This window comes from Rhizobium indicum, assembly GCF_005862305.2.
GTDB lineage: Bacteria > Pseudomonadota > Alphaproteobacteria > Rhizobiales > Rhizobiaceae > Rhizobium > Rhizobium indicum.
Window position 1 is genome coordinate 2,595,430 of the sequence record NZ_CP054021.1, and the last position, 22,071, is coordinate 2,617,500.

The following is a 22,071-nucleotide window of genomic DNA, read 5'->3' on the forward strand; positions in this document are numbered from 1 at the left end:
CCGGCGGACCTCTCTTTTTTTGGAATGTCAGTTGCCCAGGCTTTCGACCACGCGCCAGTCCGGCCGGCCGAGATTGAAGGGCCAAGCGTGCACATCCCGATCGTTGAAATAGACCACTTCCTGCAGATTGGGGAAGGCGCTCTGCTTCAACGTGACAGTTTCGATCCACGGCTTCATATAAGCGTCGCCGCCTTCATAGCCGAGCTCCGCCACCCAGACGGGCTTTCCGTAGCCGGCGACGAGATCATATCCCTGCTTCAGCGCTTCCGAGAAGGTCCGGTGCTCATTGTAGGCAAGCTCATCGTAGCGCTGCAGGCCGAAGACCGAGAGCCCGACGAGGTCGACATAATCGTCGCCGGGATAGTAGGCCTCGAGGCCAGGCTCTCCCTTCGGCGACCACATGAGCTCGGTGCCGGGCGCCTCCTGGCGGACAATGTTCATCATCCGCTTGTAGGCCGCGATATAGTCCTGCGGGCTCCAGCCGGACCATGAAAACCGACCCGACTTGTCTTCCATCTCCTGTCCCCAGCGAACGATCACCGGGCTTTTCAGCTGGGATATCATCTGTGCGATCGCACGCATGTTGACATCATAATCACCGCGCAGAACCTTTGCGCGAAGCTCCGTGGAGGTCAGCCGCCAATCGACGTCCCAGGACCATGGCTCCACGGTGATCAGCAAGTTGCGGCCTCTGGCCTGCGCATAGGCATCGGCGACGCGCAACGTCTCGAGGTCGACGTCCTCCCATGGTAAGAACAGGGCTTCGGTCGCGACATTCGCCTGGGCGCCGAAATCGCCGTGGGGATCGTAGGCACCGAACTTGATGCCGTCGGCGTGAAGCACGGGGCGCTTGTCGATGATCGTCCGCACGGCCGCGGCCGGGTTCGGGGCAAAGGCGGCATATTGCACTTCGCTTCGGCCCGGCAGATCCGCGACACACAGTAGCAGCAGCGCTATCGCGGCGGTCGAGAGGTGGTTTTTCATCAGCTTCTTCACGGCTCACCCTCCTTTTCGGGCTATTTCCTGGCTCAGCAGGATCTGCTTCACTTCGCTTGCCTTCGCGCTCACGGTATCGGCGGGAACAAGCTTCTGGAATTCATCATCCTGACGAACCGATGCGTGGCGGAAGACATACCATTCGCCGTTCGGCTGGCGCCGCTGGTAGATCGTGTTGCCGATCTTGCGATGTCCGAAACAGGTGCTGGCGCGGGCCGCGCCCTCGGCATTCGTCCAGGTGGCGCGCATGCAGAGCTGGCCGAGATCGTCGACCACCCATCTGCCTTCAGCAAAGGACGGCTTCCCCTTGTCGTTGCTCCAGGCGACGAACCGCCGGCCGTCGTCGAAGAAACGGCCGCCGCCGGTGTTCCAGGTCCAGGTCTTGTCGCCGTAGATCCGATAGAGCTCATAGGCGCTGAGCGGCGTCGGCGCCTGCTTTTTGGCGACCTCGGCGCCGTGCGCTGCCACCGGCAGGCACAGGCTGAGAGCAAGCGCTGCTCCCCATAGTCTCGATCCGATACTCATTACATCCTCCATACTCGACACTTGCCGGTTCCGCCGGCTCACGCACCCTGTTCGTCTCGGCCGGTTCTGCCGAAACCATTCCATCTCAGGTGGAATTTCACGATCCTGGTCTTGCCGCCACCGAGGCCGGCGCCGGCCACGGCAAATTGCGTTTCGGTGAAACTGACGAACGTCTGGCCGTGCGAAAGAGCTTCGAGGCCGCGCAGGCCGTGGCTCCCCGCCTGCGTGCCGCCGGCGACAAAAATCGCAAGCCCGGTGGCTGTCGCAAGCCACAGCCCGCGCGATTGCGGCAGCCGCGGCAGATCGTTTTCGACCGCGTGGCGAATAACGATCAGTACCGTCAGCGACAGGTAGACCGTGAGGTTGATCATGGCGAAAACATAAAAACCCTGGGCGGCCGCGGCATCGGTCGCAAACATCATTGCGGCGGCGGAAAGGCCGGCGAGCCCGATATAGGGCGCGATGACGCGCAGCGGCAAAGACCGCTGCTGCCTTCCCTTCGGCGTGATGCGGAAATCGACGAAGGAGCCGCAGATATAGTCGCGAACAGCGGCAAGGCTGCCGGCAAGCGACCATGGCCAGCGCAGAAAGATGAAGGCAAGCCCTTCCCAGCCGAGCAGTTTCGCATCGTGCGGCCTGAAGGTTGCCGTTGTCCGCCAGAAGAAGGCAAACAGCGTCAAGACAATCGACATCGGCGCGAAATGCAGCAGGAAATCCGGATAGGTGACATTGACGAAGACACGGCCCGTCAGCAGCGCAGCAACCGGCAGCAGGAACATCATGGCCATGAAGACGGAAAAGAGCGGGTACCAGAGCTGCGAGAACACGAACTGGAACCTCAGCCGCCAGGGCAGGTGCATGATGTGGCGGCGCGAATGCTGCAACAGAATGGTGACCAGGCTGCGCGACCACTGAAATTCCTGGACGACGAGGTCGGTGAAATTCGCCGGTCCGTCGCCATGCGCGATCGCATCGACGGCATGCACGCCACGCCAGCCGCCGGCATTCATCATCAGCGTCGTCGAATGGTCTTCCGCAAGTTCCGGGCCGAGGCCGCCGATCTGACGAAGGGCGGCGGTGCGAACCGCATAATGGGAGCCGATACAAAGAGGTGCCCAGCCGTTGTTGTAACCCGTCTGCAGCGAACCGTGCAGGCTTGCCTCCGCATAGAGCCTGCCGCGCGCCGCCCAGCTTGTCCCGGCATTGGCATCGCAAATGCTCGGAGCGGAGACGTAGCCGATCTCGGGATCGGCGAAGGGGCGCAGGATTTCACGGAGGTAGGTCGGCGTCGGCACATGGTCGGCATCGAACTGGGCGACGAAATCGTAGCGCGCATAGCCGAAATGGTCGTAGAAATAGGCGAGGTTGCCTTCCTTGCAACGCGTCCGGCGCGGCCAGGTGGTGCGATGATACTCCGCCACACCTTTTCGGGTGGAGATCAGCACGCCGTGCGCCGCACACCAGCGCCTGGTTTCCTCCGAAGGGTCCTCGTCGGCGAGCCAGACATCGAAATCGACGCCGATCTGGTCGAGCATCGCCTGCAGCGTAGTGCGGACGACGGCAAAGGGCTCGGACGGCGCCTTGGTGACGACCATAGCCACCCGCCCTTCCGGCAGCCCTGCGCGAGGGCTGACCGTCCTCGCATCGAGGAAGATCAGGATGAAATAGGCCGGCACAAGCGTGATCCAGGCAAGCACGAGGGTGACGAGCACGAAGGTGGCCCAGGAAATGATATGGGCGGACTGGCACCACCAGATCCAGAAATAGCCGAGTGCCGTCAGCCAGCAGAGAATGCCGAAGCCATAGGCGACACGGTTCCAGCCGGTGAAAACAGGATCGAATGCATCAGCAGTGACGGCTTTGGCCGTCCTGACGCCATGGCCGATTTGCGAGACATTGCTCATGCCCTCATCTCCAGCCCGAAGGTGGGACCGGCGGTGCGGATGATCGTATCGATATCCGAGAAAGCCGGCGAGAAGCCGAGTTCCGCTTTCGCCCTTGCAGTATTGGCAAAGAGGATCGGCGGATCGCCGACGCGGCGGGAGCGATAACGCACAGGGACTTCGCGGCCGCTGGCGCGATGGATCGCCTCGAGAATCTCGCGCACCGAGGTGCCCCGGCCGGAGCCGAGATTGACGCTGAGCGAGCCGCCGTCCGCCAACAGATGATTGACGGCGGCGAGATGCGCCTGCGCGAGATCGCTGACATGAATATAGTCGCGAACACAGGTTCCGTCCTCGGTCGCATAATCGGTGCCGAAGATATCGAGCCGCTCCAGCCTGCCGGCGGCGGCGAGAAGGGCGCGCGGGATGAGATGGGTCTCGGGTTGATGACGCTCGGCGAGCTCGCCGTCTGGATCGGCTCCGGCCGCATTGAAATAACGCAGTGCGGCAAAGCGGATGCCGTAGGCAGCGGCAAAATCCTCGAGCGCCATTTCGAAAATCAGCTTGGTGCGTCCATAGGGATTGACCGGGTGCTGCGGGCTTTCCTCCCGTATCGGCAGCGAGGCGGGGACGCCATAGGTGGCGCAACTGCTCGAAAAGATGATCCGGTCGATATCCTGGTCGAGGCAGGCCTCCAGCAATGTCAGACTGCCGACGACGTTGTTCCGGTAATATTTCCTCGGCATCTCGACGGATTCGCCGACATAGGCATTGGCACCACAATGGATGACGCAATCCGGCGAAAACTCGGCAAGGGTCCGGCGCAGCGCGGCTGCGTCGGCAAGTTCCGCCCGGATGAGCGGCCCCCAGCGGACACTGTCGGCATGTCCGGTCGAGAGATTATCGTAGGTAACCGGGATCATGCCGCCGCGCGACAGCGCTTTGCAGATATGACTGCCTATGAAACCGGCGCCGCCGGTGACGAGAACGTAGCGGGGCATCTCATACGACCTCCGCCTTCTCTGTGCCGGCGAGCAGTCCGTCGAAATAGTCGACGGTGCGAGCCAAGCCGGTTTCGAGCCCGATGCGGGGCTGCCAGTCAAGCTCGGCCATGGCCCGGGAAATATCCGGCCGCCGCTGACGGGGGTCGTCGGTGACCGCCGGCAGGTGGACGATCCGGGAACGCGAGTTCGTCAGGTCCCGGATGATTTCCGCCAGGCGTCGAACGGTCATTTCGGTTGGATTGCCGAGGTTGATCGGGCCGTTGCAGGCGCTGCCGGCGGCCGAAAAACGCAGGAAACCCTCGATGAGATCGTCGACATAGCAGAAAGAACGGGTCTGCTGGCCATCGCCATAAATCGTCAGATCCGCGTTGCGCAGGGCCTGCACGATGAAATTGGAAACCACCCGCCCGTCGTCCAGGCGCATGCGCGGTCCGTAGGTGTTGAAGATGCGGCCGACCTTGATGTCGACGCCATAAGTCCTGTGATAGTCGAAAAACAGGGTTTCGGCGCTGCGCTTGCCCTCGTCATAACAGCCGCGCGGTCCGATCTGGTTGACATTGCCGCAATAGGATTCGTGCTGCGGGCTGTGGATCGGGTCGCCATAAACCTCCGACGTCGACGACTGGACGACGATCGCACCCGTCTTTCGCGCGCAATCCAGGGTGTTGACGGCGCCGAGCACGTTGGTGAGCAGCGTTCCCACAGGATCCCGCTGATAGTCGGGCGGAGAGGCCGGAGAGGCGAAATTGAAGATGAGCGACGCTTCGATGTCGAAGGGCTGGCGAACATCATGCTCGACGATGTGGAAGCGAGTGTTCGACGCAAGGTGGTCGACATTCGCACGGCGGCCGGTGGAAAAATTATCGAGGCAAATGACACGGTGGCCGTGCTGCAGAAGCCTTTCGCAGAGATGTGAACCGAGGAAACCTCCCCCGCCATTCACAAGAACGGTGCGCAACGCTTGCGCTACCGGTACGCCTGACACTTCAGAATAGCCTTCGCTGGGAACGAAACTACGCATTACAAACTCCTTCCCATGTATTTAGTCTTTTGATTTATTTATGCGCCTCAAGTCTTCCTATCCGTCTGGGTGTTCGTGACCTCTCCCTATCAAAACATGAATAACTTTGTAGTTATTCTTAGGATAACTGATTTACTACTCAAATGATAAGACGATTAGCGCGAAGGTCAACTTTAAAAAGTTCCCGTATCCAAAATAATTACACAAGTATTCTTCAAGATAACAAATGATTAATCACACTTAACACTTCTCCGCCACAATGCTTTCACCCGCTGCTCAAGCTCCACTCAATGCAGCTAATATAAAGGAGAAGGCGGGAGATTGGCCGAGCTCAACTGCACCGCCGGTCTTGCATCCGGAAGCGCCATATGCGAGGGGTTTTGGCATGTTGAAAAAACAAGATGCAGCGCAGCTGAAAGGCCGGCGTATCCGCTCGGCGATGTTCGCCTGGGGAACGGCGCTTCTTGCGATCGGACTGACGGCCTGCACGGTCGTCGACGACGATATCGCGGTCGTCGCGAAGAAGAATATCGCCGTGGTCGAGGCGCCGCGCGTTTCCAAGGCCTATGCCTATCCGGCAGATCGGGCCGAGCGCCCGGCGGGGGCAATGGTCCGCGCCGTAGCCTATCATGGCTCGGCGCCCTATATCTGCTCTCCAAGCGGCTTCGGACAGAAGTCACGCTGCTTTGCACGCCCCCCGATCTGAAGCAAAAGCGTCAGATCAATTGCGCCACCGGCCGGACATGTCGTCTTCACCGGCGGGATGCTCATTGAAGAAACGGGATGCAGCTTCCGTGCGGTTTCGGACGTTCATCTTCTTGTAGATGTTGCGGACGTGAACCTTCACGGTATTCTCGGAAAGATGCAGCTTGTCGGCGATGATCTTGTTCTGCGTGCCCTTGCATATGAGATCCAGGATCTGAACCTCCCGGGTCGTCAAAGCGGAGATGCTGTCGCGTCTCAGCTTGAGCGCATTGCTGCGGGCCGCATCGACCGATTTTGTCTGATAGAGCGAAGGCTCCAGCTGGGCGTTTTTGTTGGTGAGGCGATTGAGAAGTGCTGACGGAAAATGTTCGCCGCCCTTCATCAGCAGATCCACTGCAGCCATGAAGACATCGAGCCGCAGGTTGAGTGGCAGGACGCCATCGATGATCCGCGCTTCTACCAGCCGGCTGACATAGGGCTCGAGCATGTCGATAGCTTCGACGACAAGTCCGATCGAGGTTTCAGGGTGGTTTTCGCGGGCAGCCTGCAGCGCTTCGTGAAGCTCCGGGCCGGGTATATGATAAAATAAAACGAGTTTCATATCGCTGGCATCTTTTTCCAGCATCGGCTTTGTACTCGTTATGCTTGACACTTCACAGTTCGGAAATTTCTTTGCTAGTGCTTCTACCATGCATTCTGAAAATAGATCCGCCTTGGCCACCACTAGTATAGTATCTCCGGACGGACCCAACTTCCTTCCCTGGTCCGCATTCTCCATTCCTGAGCCTGTCATGAACATTTACGCCTCCCCTAGCGTTACACTTTACTAAAACGTTGAGCGATGGCGGGTATAAGATAGTAAGAAATGCCGGCCCCGAATGTCATCGCCTTATTTTTTAGACATTTCTTAATTATGTTAATACGGATTGAGAAGGAAGGAAATGGCCCAAAGTGATTAGTTTTAACGGACAAAAAACGATACGATACAAAGCTTTGGTTGTATTTTCGCTGCAATAGATACTTCAGGGCTATATTTGCTCCGACTATAGATGATCAGTTGAATGTAATATTTCAGTACAAATTGTCATATTTTAGTTATGTAGGGCGGGCCGGATATGAGACAGCAAACCGTAGACAGGTGCCTTTCCACCCCGCAGCGAATGCCCGGGAGCCCGGATTATCGCTGCCCGCCGACGACGCCGCCGAACAGATCTTAGCGCTCCGACGACAGGTGCTGTCCGAGGGCTATTCGGGCAGGGCGGATCCGCCTTAGCCCGAATTGGTGTCTATCGGATCCGAATTTTTTCCAGCATTCTGTGATCGTCGTCCAAGTGGCGACATGGAGAAGCCAGGTATTGTCATGCGTTTTTGATACACGGCCTCCATTATAGGGCAACTCAACGAAAAGAAAACCTGACCACTCCTTATCCTTTCAGGATTCGGAGCCGGATATGTGCGGCCTTGTACTGAGTACGTACGTTCCCAATACCAACGGTTTGATCAACAAATCGCGATGAAGCTGCAGATGACTGGTATCGAATACATCTGCCGATGTTAACCGCATCGGAGCGAGCGCGAGTAAAATCCCATTTGAGATGAGAGGGATTTCGAAAAGCTGCTCCGGTTTTTTCTGGAGAATGCAATGTCTGACGACACCGAAATCACCAAGGTCGGGGCGCTTGCCGACGGCTTTGCCAACAGCGCGATCAATTCGACTGAAATCGACGACGACTCGACCGGTTATGTCGGCGGCGTCGCCAATGGCGACAATCGCGACAATACCGACAACAGCGTCGACGTGGACGTCAAGGCGGAGATTGATGTCGCCGCCAACAATGGCGACAACCGCGACAACGAATATGACTGGAGCTACAAGTCCGACGACGATACGAGCACCAAGACCACGACGACTACCGACTCCAATAACGACTACGACTGGAGCTATGACAGCAAGTCGTACAGCGACAACGATACCGACACCAAGACGATCACGGACACCGATACCAAGACCGTAACCGACACCGACATCAAGACCGTTACTGAGACGGAGACGGATACGAAGACGGTCTCCGACAGCAACAACACCTCCGACAGCTTCAACAAGACGGACACAGACTTCGCCGTCATCGAGGACGTCAAGGACTCCAACCTCGGCGTTGCCGGACACGACCTCACCTTCAACCTCGGGGACGACTTCTCCTTCACTCTCGACGTCGACAGCATCCTGAACAATTCGCTGACCGGCGCAGGCAATGACAGCGGCTTCAGCGCCGTCCAGGCGAACCATCTGGCCGACCAGGATAGCGCCTGGAACATCAAGATGGACAACGAAGGAGCCCAGAACAACCTGAATGCCAATGGCGGCACCGCCAATAGTGCAGAAGGCCTGGACATGGACGGCAAAGGCTGGGATCTCAAGGCTGGCGACGACGCCACTGGCTCGAGCGCAGCGGACGCTTCGGCAATCCTTGCCAATTCCGGCTACCACCTTGAGCTCGTTCAGGGTGCGAACCTGCTCAGCAATACGGTCGACTCCAGCGTCATCGGCGGCAACTCTCGTGTCTCCGACGTCGGCGAGGATACCAGCACCTGACACTGACCTCCAGCGACCAAGACGAACTGCACCGGCTCAAGCCGGTGCAGTTTGACTGCTTGAAAACGATTTGACGACCACACCACGGCTCCCGGCGGGTGCCTCCAAGGCCGATCGTCATCTCGAATGGGAGGGCCGAACCATGCATATCGAGAAGATTTCGGAAATCATTGCGCACTTCATCGGTCTCTTCGAGATGACGACCGACGAGATGAGGTTGCGCACCAACTATGCCGAAGGCGCAGGACCGGGCGCGGATGGACCGGCTCTGCCGGATCAGGATGCCTTTAGCGCCGCCTTCTCTTCCGATCTCCAGCTCAAGGATTACGATCCGGGCATCATTTACAAAAGCGGCAGCTACGAAATCGAATATGGCCCAACGCGCCATTTCGGCCGTGTCTTCGAAGAGAGCCTCGAGAAGCTGGCGGCGATTGCCGGAAAGGACATCCCGTTACCGCATTTCGGCGATCCTACGGATATCGTGCTCACGGATGAGCCGGAACTGACCGTCTTTGCCGGGCCTGGTTCGGCGATCAGTCATGTCCTCCAGGTCAACGCCCTCTATGACGACGACTATCTCGATATGACGGACGGCGTCCATGCGCCTCGAGACACGAGTTTCGTCATCGAGCGGCTGGCGGATTTCAGCACCAAGGCAGAGATCTTCACGCCTTTTGCGGGCCTGCACCGAACCGATACCTATGATGGCGCCCTGAAGATCGCCGAGGATCTTGAAAGCTATATCCAGAATACCGAGGACAGCGGGACAACTTCGCTCGGCACCGACGAGACGCATCATTCCGTCACCACCGATCCCGCGGGCGACGGCCCCATCACCGTCTACATCAACGGCAAGGCCGAGACCGATATACCGGTCCTCGACGACTTCCTGCCCGATCGCGGTCTCGCCAAGCTCCCGGAAGAGCCCGATGACAGCAATACATCCGTCGAGCAGACCGACCCCAGCGGCAACAGCCTTGAGGTGACCGCGGGCGCGAACGTCGTCGTCAACGTCGCCTCGGTGATCCATACCGGCGTCATTGCCTCGGTCACCGCCGTCATGGGCAACTATCATCAGATCGACGCGGTCTCCCAGGCCTTTGTCTACAGCGACAATGACGAGATCGCCTCGGCGCTGCGCTCATCCGGTCACTCGGCCGAGGAAGCCGGAACGATCGCCAAGAACATCGCCGTCTTCGAACAAAGCACCTTCGAAGCATCGAGCTATGCCGAACCCGATCCTGCCGATCCGACGTTCCCCAACAGCTGGCGCGTCAGCGTCATCGACGGCGACGTCTCCTTCGTCCAGTGGATCGAGCAGTATCACTTCGTCACCGACAACGACACGATGACGGTCACCACCTCAGGGTCCGAAGCCACGGTTCTGACGGGCGGCAATACTTCGATCAATTTCTCCTCCTTTTTCCAGATGGGCCTGCAATATGATCTGGTGATCATCGGCGGCAATGTGCTCGATATCAACAGCATCACCCAGGTCTCGCTGCTCTACGACAATGACTGGGTGCGGGCAGAGGGCGACCTCGATCCCGGCGCCGACATACAAACGGGCAACAACCTGATCTGGAATTTCGCCTCGATCCACAATGTCGGGACGGGCGGCCCGTTCGAGGCCATGCCCGACTACATGGTCGACGCGCAGAAGGCGATCGAAGATCGCGATCCCAATATGCCGGAGGGGCTGTCCTTCGATGCGAATTTCCAAGGATATGCCGGGCTGAACGTGCTCTACATCACCGGCAATCTCTATGACATGACAATCATAAAGCAGGTCAGCATCCTCGGCGATTCCGACGATGTCACCCAGGCGGCATCGACGCTCCTCGACAATAATCCCGATGCAACGGTTACGATCGACACGGGCAGCAATGCGGTCGTCAACATCGCCGAGATCGTCGACTACGACAGTTTCGGCCAGACGACCTATCTGGCAGGCCAGCTCTATTCAGACGCCATCCTCATTCAGGGCGGGCTGGTGGAGCATGACACGACACAGCCGCAGCCGGCCGACGACAGGCTCGCCAACGAGGTCATCGCCTTTCTCGACAACGACGATCCGGCAGGCGGCGATTGTGCTGACGGCGTCATCAATGCCGGGCAGGATTTTTCATGGTCGTCGACGCATCCCGCCGACGTAATGCAAGCCATGGTCGCGTGACCTTAAGTATTGCGAAGGAACCACGATGAACCAGATTTCGAAACAAGTTTTTGCGGCAGGCAGCGCCCTCGATCTGAGGTCGGGCAATATTCCCTCCGCTGCCCCCTCGGAAACGGCGATGACCGAGATGTGCATCTCCGCGATCGACGAGGCGGTCGAGAACCTTCGTAGGCTGAGCGGCGCCGCTCCTTCGTCTCCCGATGAGCGCAAGGAGACGTCCGAAGCTGCGGCAAACGAGGCTGCCGATACCGGACGCGCAAGCGCAACGCAGGCGCCCCTCCCGGAAAAGACGGCGGTGCCGGAAGCTAAAGTGGAAACGGCACCTCCTGTCGCGGTGGCGCAGGGCCTGGCGACAGCAAAACCGGCGGAAGCGCCGGCCCCACCGCAGATCGAAGCGCGGGTGGCTCCCGAACTGCCGAAAGAGAAGACCGAGCTCAAATCGAGCCCGACGATGCCTTTCGGCAAGACCATCGAAGGCGAAAGCGGTCCGTTCAGCGAGAACGACAGGCGGCTGCGCACCGGCGGCGGCGGAAACGGCAAGGATTCCGATCCCGGGGGCGGGGGCGGGGGCGGAGGAAGTGGCGGCGGTTTTCACAAGCGCAGCGAGCCTGTGAATTTCGCCGCCAGCCTCTCGCGCGGCATGGCGGCGGTACGACGCAATATGGTGGTCGTCATGATGTTCACGATCGCCATCAACGTCCTTCTGCTGGCGATACCGCTTTATCTCTTCCAGATATCCGACCGGGTGCTGACAAGCCGCTCCATCGACACGCTCGTCATGCTCTCGATCGCCGTGCTTGGCGCCGTGCTGCTGCAGGCCTTCATGGATTCGGTGCGGCGCTTCATCCTGATGCGCACCGCGGTGGAGCTTGAAGTGCAGCTGGGCGCGCCGATCCTCAGCGCTGCAGCGCGGGCATCGCTGCATGGCAGCGGCAAGGACTATCAGACGCTGCAGGATCTGCAGCTGCTGCGCGGCTTCCTGACATCAGGCACGCTGATCGCATTTCTCGATGCGCCGCTGATGCCGTTCTTCGTCGTGGTCGTCTATTTCGTGCATCCGCATCTCGGCATCATCATCATGGTCTGCTGCGCGGTGCTTTTCGTCATCGCCTATCTGAACCAGAAATTCACCGCCCGGCAATTCGCCGAATCCAACGGCTATCTCAGCCGGGCGAATTTCCATCTCGATTCCATGTCTCGCAATTCGCAGATCATCAACGCAATGGCGATGATCCCCGAGGCCGTGAAGATGTGGGGCCGGGAAACGGCGGGTTCGCTGAAATCGCAAGTCGAGGCACAGGACCGCAACATCATCTTCTCCGGCATATCGAAGGCCTGCCGGATGATCACCCAGGTCACCCTGCTCGGCTGGGGCGCGCATCTGTCGCTCTCCGGCGAGCTGACGGGCGGCATGGTGATTGCGGCCTCGATCATCTCGGGACGCGCGCTGGCGCCAATCGAAGGCGCCATCGAAGGCTGGAACCAGTTCAACCGGTCGGCAGGCGCCTATGGCAGGATCAAAGGACTGCTCTTGAATTCCCCGTTGAACTTCCCGCGCCTGCGTCTTCCCAATCCCGAAGGCCGACTCGATGTCGAACGCATTCTCTTCGTGCCGCCACCGCAAAAGAAGGTCATTCTCAACGGCATCTCCTTCTCGCTCAAGAAGGGGGAATCGCTTGCGATCATCGGCAATTCCGGGTCCGGCAAGACGACGCTCGGCAAGATGCTCGTCGGCTCGATCGTCCCGACATCGGGAAATGTGCGCCTCGACCTGATGGATTTGCGCAACTGGGACCAGCGCCAGTTCGGCGAAAGCATCGGCTATCTGCCGCAGGATGTGCAGCTTTTTCCCGGCACGATCAAGGCTAATATCTGCCGCATGCGCGACGACGTTGACGATCACCAGATCTACGAGGCCGCGGTGCTGGCCGACGTGCACGAACTCATCGCAGGCTTCCCGCAGGGCTACGAAACCATCGTGGCGGCCGATGGCGCTCCGCTTTCGGGCGGCCAGAAGCAGCGCATCGCGCTGGCCCGCGCCTTCTTCGGCAATCCCAAATTCGTGGTCCTCGACGAGCCGAATTCGAACCTCGATACCCAGGGCGAGGCGGCACTAGCCAAGGCGCTGATTCACGCCAAGAAGCAGGGCATCACCACAGTCACCATTACCCAGCGCCCGGCTCTTCTCCAATGCGTCGACAAGATCCTCGTGCTCAAGGAGGGTACCGTCGCCATGTTCGGGGAAAGGATCGAGGTGCTGCAGGCGCTTTCCAAGAACAACGGCAATAACGGTCAACAAGCACCGCGCATTGAGGGATGAACGACATGGGACGGAAAAATCGGGAGACGACCGGTCCGGTGCAGCTCGAGTGGTATAGCGATGTGCCGCGCTCGATCCGTGTACACAGCATCGTCGGCCTGACGGTTCTCTTCACCTCGTTCGGCGGCTTCGGCTTCTGGGCGGCGACGGCGCCGCTCGCCTCCGCCGTTATCGCGCAGGGAAGCTTCGTCGCGACCGGCAACAACAAGATCATCCAGCATCTGGAAGGCGGCATCATCAAGGAGATGCGCGTCAGCGAAGGCGACACGGTCAAGGAAGGCGACATCCTGCTGACCCTCGATCCCACAGCATCCCGCTCAAACGAGCGGATGCTGCAGCTTCGCCGCCTGCGCCTGGAAGCCGTCGTCGCCAGGCTCCGTGCCGAAGCGCAGGGCCTGCACGAATTCCAGCTTCCCGATATCGTCACGAAGGAGGCCGGAGATCCTGATATCAACGCGATCATCCAGAGCCAGAACGTCGTCTTCCACAGCAAGCAGATCAAGCTTGAAGAGCAGCTCAATCTGATCGGGAAGAACATCGCATCGCTCGAATTCCGGTTCGTCGGCTATAGGGGCCAGCGAGAATCCTTCGAAAGGCAGCTGTCGCTGCTGACCGAGGAACGCGACTCCAAGGCTCGGCTAGTCAAGGTCGGCTATATGCGCAAGACGGATCTGCTGGCAATCGAGCGGGCGATCGCCGATGCGATGGGCGACATTGCTCGACTGAACGGCGAGCTCAACGAGAGCGAGGCGGAGATCGCCAAATTCCGCCAGGAAGCCGTCATCGCCGTCAACTCCAACAAGCAGGCGGCACTCGATGCGCTCGAGACCGCCGAAACCGATCTGGACAGTGTGCGCGAACAGATGCGCGAGGCCGCCGGCGTGCTCGAACGCACCACTATCCGTTCGCCGGTGTCGGGCACGGTGGTGCGCTCCTATTTTCACACAGCCGGCGGTGTCATCACGACAGGAAAGCCGATCATGGAGATCCTGCCGTCGCATGTGCCGCTGATCCTGGAAGCGAAGGTGCTGCGCACTTCGATCGACCAATTGCATGAGGGAGAAACGGCCTCGATCCGCCTCACGGCGCTCAACCGGCGCACGACCCCTGTTCTGCAGGGCAAGGTCTTTTACGTCTCAGCCGATTCGATCGAGGAAAATGCGGGTGCTTCGGTCAAGGACGTCTATATCGTCCGCGTCGGAATACCCGATTCCGAGATTGCGCGGGTGCACAATTTCCATCCCGTTCCGGGAATGCCGGCCGAAGTGCTGATTCAGACGTCGGAACGCACCTTCTTCGAATATCTGAGCAAACCGATCACCGACAGCATGTCCCGGGCTTTCAAGGAGCGCTGATCGCTCGCGATCCGGCATGGGCGGTCCGGTAAACACGACGGACTTGCCCGTTGTTCTGATGTAATGTCCACATGTCATCCCATCGAGGGATGGATACCCTCCGGGGAGAAAGGGTCAAGCATGGCGGCGATGTCCGATGTCCTGTTGCGGGTCGGCCGCCTGAACTATGTCTGGACGAACACCGAAAGCCTGCTGATCTACATCATCGCCCATCTTCTCCAGGTCGAAAAGGATGCAGCAATCGTCGTGTTCCTGACGCTCAACACCACGCGCGCCCGGATCGATCTCATCGAACGGCTGTCCAAGCTCGCTTCGACCTCCCCTTCCGACCGCAAGGCGATCCTTTCAGCCATGTCGCGGCTGAAGAAGGAATCCAAGATCCGCAACAAGTACAATCACTGCATCTATTCCTTCGACGAAAAGGGAGAGATCTCGAGCACGCAGCTGATGCGGCTCGTCGAGGACGACAAGCAGATCCGCTACGGCAAGATCGAACAGATGGACGCGCGCGAGCTTGACCTTCTGGAAAAGTCGATCGCCGAGATCGTCGCCATCAGCCGGACGCTCTGGGCCTTCATCCATGCGAGCCCGCGGATTTCCGGCGAGCTCTGATCTAATCCTTATGTACGCATGTTCTCAAAACCGCCGCACACTTTCGGGCGAGGTCCGTTGAAGCGCAGCATCCTTCAGGACCCGTTGTGCTCTATCGCTTTGAATCTACGCATCATTATCACCAAAACCGATTGCGATTTCGGGTTATGCGCCGGCTCAGGACTAATCCCATTTAGGCCACTTAAATCATCCGGACGGTTTATTTGAAGATCGTTGTTTCCCATTAGAATGAAACCTCCCGAGTGACGTATGGGGTATTGGGGGGCGGACATGCGCATAGATATCATCGACACCATTGCGGGGTTCGAGGCGGTACGCGAGAACTGGGATCAGGTCTTCCTGGAAGATCCCGACGCGCAGCATTTCCTCTCCTGGATCTGGTTGAAGAACTATCTCTCCCGCCGACGCCGCTGGTTCATCCTTGCCCTTCGCGAACGCGATCCCGAAGCACCCTATGTCGCCTTCTTTCCGCTGCGCCTGATCACGCATCTGAATGAGAAGACCGGGCTCTTCTACGACGAGATCATCATGGCAGGGAATTTTGCGGCCGATTATACCGGCTTTATCGCCAGACCGGACTACGAGCATCACGCCATTGCCGGCTTTGCTTCGTTTCTCAAACATCAGAACTGGACCGACCTGAAGCTCGAATATTTCAGCGGCCCTGCTGGCCGGCGCGAGAAGATGATCGAGGCGCTGCAGGGGCCAGAGGTGATGTTTCGCGACAGCTCGCCCAAGAACAGCGAGAATATCGACAATACGATCTGCCCGATCGTCCCGCTGCCGGCAAGCTTCGACGACTATCTCGAACAGCGCATGAGCAGCCAGACGCGCCAAAAGCTCCGGCGCTTCCTGCGCAAGGTCGAAGGCGATGATATTTACCGGATCACGATGGCAACCGCCGAGACCATCGATAGGGACTTGGACATCCTCTTCAATCTCTGGCGGATCAAGTGGAGTGCCCGCAAAGGCACGGAGCGGACCGAGCGGCTGATCATCACCACGCGCGAAATGCTGATGGACAGCTTCAACTGCGGCAATCTCGAGGTGCCGGTGTTTTGGCACGGCGACCAGCCGCTCGGCGCGCTGGCGAATATCGTCGACCGGCAGAAGAAGGCGATCCTCTTCTATATCACCGGCCGCGACGAGAACTGGAAGACGCCGTCTCCCGGTCTCATCCTGCATGGTTACTGCATCCGGCGGGCGATCGAGCACGGCTTCAAGACCTATGACTTCCTGCGCGGAAACGAACCCTATAAATATATGTTCGGGGTGGAGGAAAAGCAGATCAGCTGCACCCTGTTCCGCACCCGCAACGGCCAGAATCTACATGGCGTGCTCAATCCACGCAGCATTCGTTTCGTCTATGAACAGGCGCTCGATATGTACCGGAACGGAGCTCGGAGCAAGGCGGAGATCGCCTTCAACCAGGTCCTGCAATCGGCTCCAGGCCATACCGGCGCGGAATTCGGGCTCGCCAATCTGCTGTTCGACCGCGGCAAACTGACGGAGGCACTGGCTGCCTACAAGGTTCTCGTCGAGCAAGCGCCCGATCCGACACCGATCCAAATGCGGCTTGGCGACACGCAGCTTGCCCTGCATCAATATGAGCAGGCCGCAGAGACTTTCCGCCGGGCCGGCGAGATCGGGCCGCATCTCATCCAGGCACATTACAAGCGTGGTATCGCCCTTGCGGCCAGCAAACGGCTGGCCGAGGCGGAGACCGTCTTCGCCTCGATCCAGGACGTGCATTCGGACGATCCGACTGCACTCGATTATGCCGCCAAGGCGGGTGTTGCCCTCGAACGCCTGCGCTCGATCGCCGAGCCCGCCGCTGGCAAGACGGACGTCGTGCCGGAGACCATCGCCCGCTGGAGCCGGGGACGGCAACTCAGCGAACGACGCCGACCACGTCTGCATTGACGTGGCTTTGCCATGGTGCGGAAATGCGGTCCGGCGGCTCAGGGACGCGCAATCACCATGCTCTTTGATTTTGAGCTGCAATCGTTGCTAAAAGAAAGCGCGAGCCTATTTTTGCAACTCCTCAGTGAGAAGTCATGCAGACGAATGCAGACGGCGCCGAAAGGGAACGGCTTCTCGCCATTCTCGATTTCTGGCACAAGATCGAGTTCTTCATTCCTTACGATCTCTCCAGTCGTATCGCCTCAGCTGAAGGCCGAACTGTTTTCTGGCTGCATGCGAAGACACTCGAGGATGACAGCGCCGCACTCAGCCGTCCAGCAATCCCCGAGGGGAAGCAGATCACGGGTTTTACGCTGTTCCTCGGCGTTTTCAGCAAATCGGAAATTGCCGATATCCGCAGGCATTTCGACAGCGTTTCGGCCGATATCGCCGAATATGAGGATGCCGAACGCGGCGACCTCGATGGCGATACCTGCTTTGCCAGCCTGCAGCTCTCCCCCTTGGGACAGCCGATGTTCGAAACGTTTTCGGTTTCGACGCTGCCATGGGCTCTGGGGCGGGTGCGGAAATCCGGCCTCTCCTCGCTCGGCTACGAGGCATTTGCCGACAGCAAGCGGCAGCTGTCGGAACTGCTCCAAAACTTTCGGGCACAGCGGCATCTGAGATCTTCATCCTCCGAGGACATGGCGGATCAGCCGATCGATGCCGCCGAAATCCTGACGCTGCATGAATTGCTCTGTGATTGGGCCGGCTTTGCCTCGAAGCAGGAAAAGCCCATCGCGGCCGTTGAAATACGCTATCGAGACCGGGTGGAAAAACCCGAGCTCATCTCCTTGCCGCCACCGCCGGAAAGCAATGTGCTCGATGCCGACGACGAGGAGGACGAGAGTCCAAGCGCTGAAGACGACATCGGCATCCTGAACAGCTTCTTCATCGAGGACATCGAGCAGGCGATGATACGCGTCACGCATGGCGATATCCCCGCGCCGCTCAGGCAATATCTCACCCCGCTGGCGCGTGAGAAACGGATCGACCTCTACTCGGAGGACGGGCGCCGGGCGATCGTTCGGGCCTTGCATCCTGGAAAACTCAACCGCGGGCGCTGGCTCAGCGAACCTCACCACGCCATGAGCCTCATGCAACAGTTCGCGATCAATTCGGCGATCGACGATCTGTCGGAAACGGGACTGTTCTCGGTCAACGGCCCGCCAGGGACGGGAAAGACGACGCTGCTTCGCGACATGTTCGCGGATAATATCGTTCGGCGCGCCCGCATCCTGGCCTCCTTGAAGACAGCGCGCGATGCCTTCGATGGCGCGCCGCGCCGCGTCATTTTCTCGGACCGGAGCACGGCCTCGATATCGGCGCTAATCCCGGCCCTGGCAGGATTCGAAATGGTCGTCGCCTCCTCCAACAATGCCGCCGTGGAGAATATTTCGCGCGACCTTCCAAAGCGAAGCTCGGTCGCGAGAACGTCTTCCTTCCAATATCTGCAGACCATCGCGCACAAAATCGCTTGCCAGAAGGACAATGGGGCGGTCGTCAAGCTCTCGGACGGCGACCGCCCATGGGGGTTGATCGCCTGTGCGCTCGGCAATTCCCGGAATCGCCGAGCGTTCAAGGAACGTTTTGCCTTCATGGAGATCGCCGAAAGGCCGAAGCCCGTCTGGTCCGGCGCCGACAAACCACAGACCATCTGGGAGTGGCTAAAGGGCTATAAGGGGCCAAACTTCGCCGAAGCATCGGCGGCATTTCAGGCCGCCGACAAGGTAGTTCGCAACAAGATCGGCGAATATGCACGCTATGCCGATCTCCATGACGAAATCGCCCTGGTTTCGCAGGATGGTTTCTGCCGCGAGGCGCTTGAAAAGGTCAGAGCAGTTGCGGCCGAACTTCGACACGCACAGGACCGATGCGAGATGGTCGCGGCCGAAATGTTCCGTATCAGGGAAGGCTTGTCTCCTCTGAAGGAGGAGGAACGGCTGCTCGACCGCAGCGCTCCTGCGTGGTGGGAGAGAGCGCTGTCGACCGACCCTGCCCGGCAGCACCGGCACAATGTCGTCGCCAATGCGCGTAGGCAGCTGGAACTGCGCAAGGCGCTGGCGCGTTGCGAGCATCATCTTGCGAAAACCCATAGACCTGCGTTGGAACAGGCTTTGCGGGAGCATGAACGGGCCGAACAGGCACTGCGATCGCAACGGGAAATCTGGTCCAGACAAAGAGAGGAATTCGACCGCCTGGGGGAAATTCTCGATCATCCCACCGTACCCGGGCGTCTCACTGATCTGGAGACGGACCGGTTCCAGATTGACGGTCTTTGGCATCAGGACGAGCTGGCAAGTCTGCGTTCGGCATTGCTGGAAGCGGCGTTGACGCTACATGAGGCATGGCTGGCCGATGTGGGCAAGAAAGGCGGAGGTTTTGGAGGAAACATCGTCGCCGTCAACAAACTGCTTTCCAACAACGGCCCCGCCGACGGCGAGCACATTGCGTTGATCTGGCAGAGCCTTTTCATGATCGTTCCGATCGTCTCGACAACCTTCGCCTCCTTTGCCCGGCAATTCCGCGGTCTCGACACCGGCTCGATCGGCTGGGTTTTCATCGATGAAGCTGGTCAGGCGGTGCCGCAAGCGGCCGTCGGCGCCCTGTTGCGGGCGCGGCGCGTCATGGTGATCGGTGATCCCCAGCAGATCGAGCCGGTCTTCACGCTGCCAAGCGCGCTGATCACCGCCACCTCGGCTCTCTCGCCCCACACGGCGGCAGGACAATATTCGCCGAACAGGGCGTCGGTGCAGATGCTGGCCGACGCCACCAACCGCTATGGGACGACGGTCTCGGGCGAGGAAGCCGACGGGCTCTGGATCGGCAGCCCCCTCAGAGTACATCGGCGCTGCATCGATCCAATGTTCGGCCTTGCCAACCAGATCGCCTATCAGAACAAGATGGTCTTCGGGCTGGAAGAACGCCGACCAGCCGGCGACGTGTCGCCGTTTTATGGCGACAGCGCCTGGATCGACGTCAGGGGAAGGGTGTCAGGCAAACAGGCCGTTCCAGAACAGACGGGTTTCATCGTCGACGTCCTCACCGCCACCTATCGCCGGGACGGCGCATTGCCGGATCTCTATATCATCTCGCCGTTCAAGGAGATCAAGAACAGTCTGAGGCAAGCTCTGGCCCACGCGGCATGGATCGATCCGAACGGAAATATGCGCTCGGCTCCGCCAAGACTGTCGAAGTGGCTGAAAGAACGGATAGGCACGGTGCATACGTTTCAGGGCAAGGAAGAAGACCTCGTTTTCATGGTGCTCGGCGCCGATGCCGCTCACAGCGGAGCGGCAGCCTGGGCCGCATCGAAGCCGAACCTGTTAAACGTTGCCCTGACGCGCGCAAAACGCCGATTCTATATCGTCGGCGATCACTGCCTCTGGGAAACCTTGCCTTACTTCAGGGAGACAGCGAGTGCCCTGGATACAATACAGGCAGCAGAATTCCTGGCCCGGAATGAATTGAACTGGGTATCCGATTACTGAATCCTGGATGCCTGCCTCAAACTTCTGGAACGCAAAAAGCCCGCACGAGGCGGGCTTTTGCGTATTGTCCATTTGGAATTTGGTTGCGGGGGCAGGATTTGAACCTGCGGCCTTCAGGTTATGAGCCTGACGAGCTACCGGGCTGCTCCACCCCGCGCCATGTGCAAATCTTTGAGATTTGCTGCAGTATTCTAACACGAAAGGCCGCTTTGTGAGCGGCCCTTTTATTTCGGCTATGGGCCGTAGAGTTTGTGATGAGAAGATTGTTTTACATAAGTTGCGCTTTGCAGACCTGGCAGCGACCTACTCTCCCGCGTCTTAAGACGAAGTACCATGGGCGCAGGGGCGTTTCACGGCCGTGTTCGGAAAGGGAACGGGTGCAGCCACCCCGCCATAACCACCAGGTCGGCAAAGCGCAACTATATGTTTTGAGAAGCTGGTGAAGTCCTATGACTTCGTTTTTGAACACGTTTTAGAGCTCCAACCGGACGAACACTTCGTGTTCGCCGGGACCGGGCAAAGGCTGGCGCCTTCGCCTTGTCAGGACGACCGCTTTGCGGTCGCCTTGAGATGAGCATAGTCAATGAGAACGATCAAGCCGATCGAGCTATTAGTACCGGTAAGCTTCATGCGTTGCCGCACTTCCACACCCGGCCTATCAACGTGGTCGTCTTCCACGGCTCTGATAGGGAATACTCGTTTTCAGGTGGGTTTCCCGCTTAGATGCCTTCAGCGGTTATCCCGTCCATATGTAGCTACCCTGCTATGCCCTTGGCAGGACAACAGGTCCACCAGAGATATGTCCATCCCGGTCCTCTCGTACTAGGGACAGATCCTGTCAATATTCCTACACCCACGGCAGATAGGGACCGAACTGTCTCACGACGTTCTGAACCCAGCTCACGTACCGCTTTAATTGGCGAACAGCCAAACCCTTGGGACCTGCTCCAGCCCCAGGATGCGATGAGCCGACATCGAGGTGCCAAACAACCCCGTCGATATGGACTCTTGGGGGTCATCAGCCTGTTATCCCCGGCGTACCTTTTATCCGTTGAGCGATGGCCCTTCCACGCGGGACCACCGGATCACTATGACCGACTTTCGTCTCTGCTCGACTTGTCAGTCTCGCAGTCAGGCGGGCTTATGCCATTGCACTCGACGACCGATTTCCGACCGGTCTGAGCCCACCATCGCGCGCCTCCGTTACTCTTTCGGAGGCGACCGCCCCAGTCAAACTACCCACCATACACTGTCCCGGACCCGGATAACGGGCCGCGGTTAGACATCCATGACGATAAGGGTGGTATTTCAAGGATGGCTCCACGGAAACTGGCGTCCCCGCTTCAAAGCCTACCACCTATCCTACACATGCCGACACGAATGCCAGTGTAAAGCTATAGTAAAGGTGCACGGGGTCTTTCCGTCTGA

At 59.1% G+C, this 22,071-nt stretch carries 14 protein-coding genes, 1 tRNA gene and 2 rRNA genes (1 of these 17 only partly in view); 8 read left to right on the plus strand and 9 right to left on the minus strand.

Going from position 1 to position 22,071, the window contains the following annotated elements; all coding sequences use genetic code 11:
• Positions 1 to 27: 27 nt before the first annotated feature.
• From FFM53_RS12925 to FFM53_RS12945, 5 genes are read right to left on the minus strand one after another with little or no spacing between them, the layout of a single operon-like run.
• Positions 28 to 996 (minus strand): glycoside hydrolase family 26 protein, encoded by a 969-nt coding sequence (locus tag FFM53_RS12925; RefSeq protein ID WP_138332046.1) that lies wholly within the window; start codon positions 994 to 996, stop codon positions 28 to 30.
• A 3-nt stretch (positions 997 to 999) separates the two neighbouring features.
• The gene (locus FFM53_RS12930; RefSeq protein WP_138332045.1) at positions 1,000 to 1,521 is read right to left on the minus strand and encodes a DUF995 domain-containing protein; all 522 of its coding nucleotides are present in this window, start codon (positions 1,519 to 1,521) and stop codon (positions 1,000 to 1,002) included.
• Positions 1,522 to 1,559: 38 nt separating this feature from the next.
• Positions 1,560 to 3,425, minus strand: a complete 1,866-nt coding sequence (locus FFM53_RS12935) for a glycosyltransferase family 2 protein (RefSeq protein WP_138388547.1) — start codon at positions 3,423 to 3,425, stop codon at positions 1,560 to 1,562.
• Entirely contained in the window at positions 3,422 to 4,405 is a 984-nt protein-coding gene (gene galE / locus FFM53_RS12940) for a UDP-glucose 4-epimerase GalE (protein ID WP_138388548.1), read from the minus strand. Before galE ends, FFM53_RS12935 begins: the two co-directional genes overlap by 4 nt.
• A 1-nt stretch (position 4,406) precedes the next feature.
• The gene (locus tag FFM53_RS12945; RefSeq protein WP_138388549.1) at positions 4,407 to 5,429 is read right to left on the minus strand and encodes a UDP-glucuronic acid decarboxylase family protein; all 1,023 of its coding nucleotides are present in this window, start codon (positions 5,427 to 5,429) and stop codon (positions 4,407 to 4,409) included.
• 385 nt (positions 5,430 to 5,814) lie between these two features.
• On the opposite strand from FFM53_RS12945, the gene FFM53_RS12950 reads away from it, so the two are divergent.
• On the plus strand, positions 5,815 to 6,135 hold the full coding sequence (locus FFM53_RS12950; protein WP_138388550.1) for a hypothetical protein: 321 nt from the start codon (positions 5,815 to 5,817) through the stop codon (positions 6,133 to 6,135).
• A 15-nt stretch (positions 6,136 to 6,150) separates the two neighbouring features.
• Here FFM53_RS12950 and FFM53_RS12955 read toward each other — a convergent pair whose 3' ends face one another.
• Positions 6,151 to 6,933 (minus strand): helix-turn-helix transcriptional regulator, encoded by a 783-nt coding sequence (locus FFM53_RS12955; protein WP_138332040.1) that lies wholly within the window; start codon positions 6,931 to 6,933, stop codon positions 6,151 to 6,153.
• A gap of 843 nt (positions 6,934 to 7,776) precedes the next feature.
• Between FFM53_RS12955 and FFM53_RS12960 the strand changes: the two genes are divergently transcribed.
• The 7 genes from FFM53_RS12960 (at position 7,777) to FFM53_RS12990 (ending at position 20,643) form a co-directional block, all read left to right on the plus strand.
• Positions 7,777 to 8,727 (plus strand): fibrinogen-binding protein, encoded by a 951-nt coding sequence (locus tag FFM53_RS12960; RefSeq protein WP_138388551.1) that lies wholly within the window; start codon positions 7,777 to 7,779, stop codon positions 8,725 to 8,727.
• Between the two features lie 142 nt (positions 8,728 to 8,869).
• Positions 8,870 to 10,903 (plus strand): hypothetical protein, encoded by a 2,034-nt coding sequence (locus tag FFM53_RS12965; RefSeq protein WP_138388552.1) that lies wholly within the window; start codon positions 8,870 to 8,872, stop codon positions 10,901 to 10,903.
• A gap of 25 nt (positions 10,904 to 10,928) precedes the next feature.
• The gene (locus FFM53_RS12970) at positions 10,929 to 13,223 is read left to right on the plus strand and encodes a type I secretion system permease/ATPase (protein WP_138332037.1); all 2,295 of its coding nucleotides are present in this window, start codon (positions 10,929 to 10,931) and stop codon (positions 13,221 to 13,223) included.
• Positions 13,224 to 13,228: 5 nt separating this feature from the next.
• Positions 13,229 to 14,578, plus strand: a complete 1,350-nt coding sequence (locus tag FFM53_RS12975) for an HlyD family type I secretion periplasmic adaptor subunit (protein ID WP_138388553.1) — start codon at positions 13,229 to 13,231, stop codon at positions 14,576 to 14,578.
• 120 nt (positions 14,579 to 14,698) lie between these two features.
• Positions 14,699 to 15,190, plus strand: coding sequence for a hypothetical protein (locus FFM53_RS12980; protein WP_138388554.1), 492 nt, complete (start codon positions 14,699 to 14,701; stop codon positions 15,188 to 15,190).
• 270 nt (positions 15,191 to 15,460) lie between these two features.
• Positions 15,461 to 17,113 (plus strand): GNAT family N-acetyltransferase, encoded by a 1,653-nt coding sequence (locus FFM53_RS12985; protein WP_138388555.1) that lies wholly within the window; start codon positions 15,461 to 15,463, stop codon positions 17,111 to 17,113.
• Positions 17,114 to 17,247: 134 nt separating this feature from the next.
• Positions 17,248 to 20,643 carry a DEAD/DEAH box helicase gene (locus tag FFM53_RS12990; protein ID WP_173883580.1) on the plus strand — a complete coding sequence of 1,132 codons (3,396 nt, stop codon included), beginning with the start codon at positions 17,248 to 17,250 and terminating at the stop codon, positions 20,641 to 20,643.
• Between the two features lie 80 nt (positions 20,644 to 20,723).
• Here FFM53_RS12990 and FFM53_RS12995 read toward each other — a convergent pair.
• From FFM53_RS12995 to FFM53_RS13005, 3 genes are all read right to left on the minus strand, one after another.
• Positions 20,724 to 20,800, minus strand: a tRNA-Met gene (locus tag FFM53_RS12995).
• Positions 20,801 to 20,933: 133 nt separating this feature from the next.
• Positions 20,934 to 21,048: ribosomal RNA gene (rrf, locus tag FFM53_RS13000) — 5S ribosomal RNA — on the minus strand.
• A gap of 184 nt (positions 21,049 to 21,232) precedes the next feature.
• Positions 21,233 to 22,071, minus strand: a 23S ribosomal RNA gene (locus tag FFM53_RS13005); it runs 1,975 nt beyond the window's last position.

Bases quoted from the DNA above. Each gene is read 5' to 3' on its own strand.
- FFM53_RS12930 (WP_138332045.1), bottom strand. From the start codon at position 1,521: ATGAGTATCGGATCGAGACTATGGGGAGCAGCGCTTGCTCTCAGCCTG.
- FFM53_RS12935 (WP_138388547.1), bottom strand. From the start codon at position 3,425: ATGAGCAATGTCTCGCAAATCGGCCATGGCGTCAGGACGGCCAAAGCC.
- galE (WP_138388548.1), bottom strand. From the start codon at position 4,405: ATGCCCCGCTACGTTCTCGTCACCGGCGGCGCCGGTTTCATAGGCAGT.
- FFM53_RS12945 (WP_138388549.1), bottom strand. From the start codon at position 5,429: ATGCGTAGTTTCGTTCCCAGCGAAGGCTATTCTGAAGTGTCAGGCGTA.
- FFM53_RS12950 (WP_138388550.1), top strand. From the start codon at position 5,815: ATGTTGAAAAAACAAGATGCAGCGCAGCTGAAAGGCCGGCGTATCCGC.
- FFM53_RS12955 (WP_138332040.1), bottom strand. From the start codon at position 6,933: ATGTTCATGACAGGCTCAGGAATGGAGAATGCGGACCAGGGAAGGAAG.
- FFM53_RS12960 (WP_138388551.1), top strand. From the start codon at position 7,777: ATGTCTGACGACACCGAAATCACCAAGGTCGGGGCGCTTGCCGACGGC.
- FFM53_RS12965 (WP_138388552.1), top strand. From the start codon at position 8,870: ATGCATATCGAGAAGATTTCGGAAATCATTGCGCACTTCATCGGTCTC.
- FFM53_RS12970 (WP_138332037.1), top strand. From the start codon at position 10,929: ATGAACCAGATTTCGAAACAAGTTTTTGCGGCAGGCAGCGCCCTCGAT.
- FFM53_RS12975 (WP_138388553.1), top strand. From the start codon at position 13,229: ATGGGACGGAAAAATCGGGAGACGACCGGTCCGGTGCAGCTCGAGTGG.
- FFM53_RS12980 (WP_138388554.1), top strand. From the start codon at position 14,699: ATGGCGGCGATGTCCGATGTCCTGTTGCGGGTCGGCCGCCTGAACTAT.
- FFM53_RS12985 (WP_138388555.1), top strand. From the start codon at position 15,461: ATGCGCATAGATATCATCGACACCATTGCGGGGTTCGAGGCGGTACGC.
- FFM53_RS12990 (WP_173883580.1), top strand. From the start codon at position 17,248: ATGCAGACGAATGCAGACGGCGCCGAAAGGGAACGGCTTCTCGCCATT.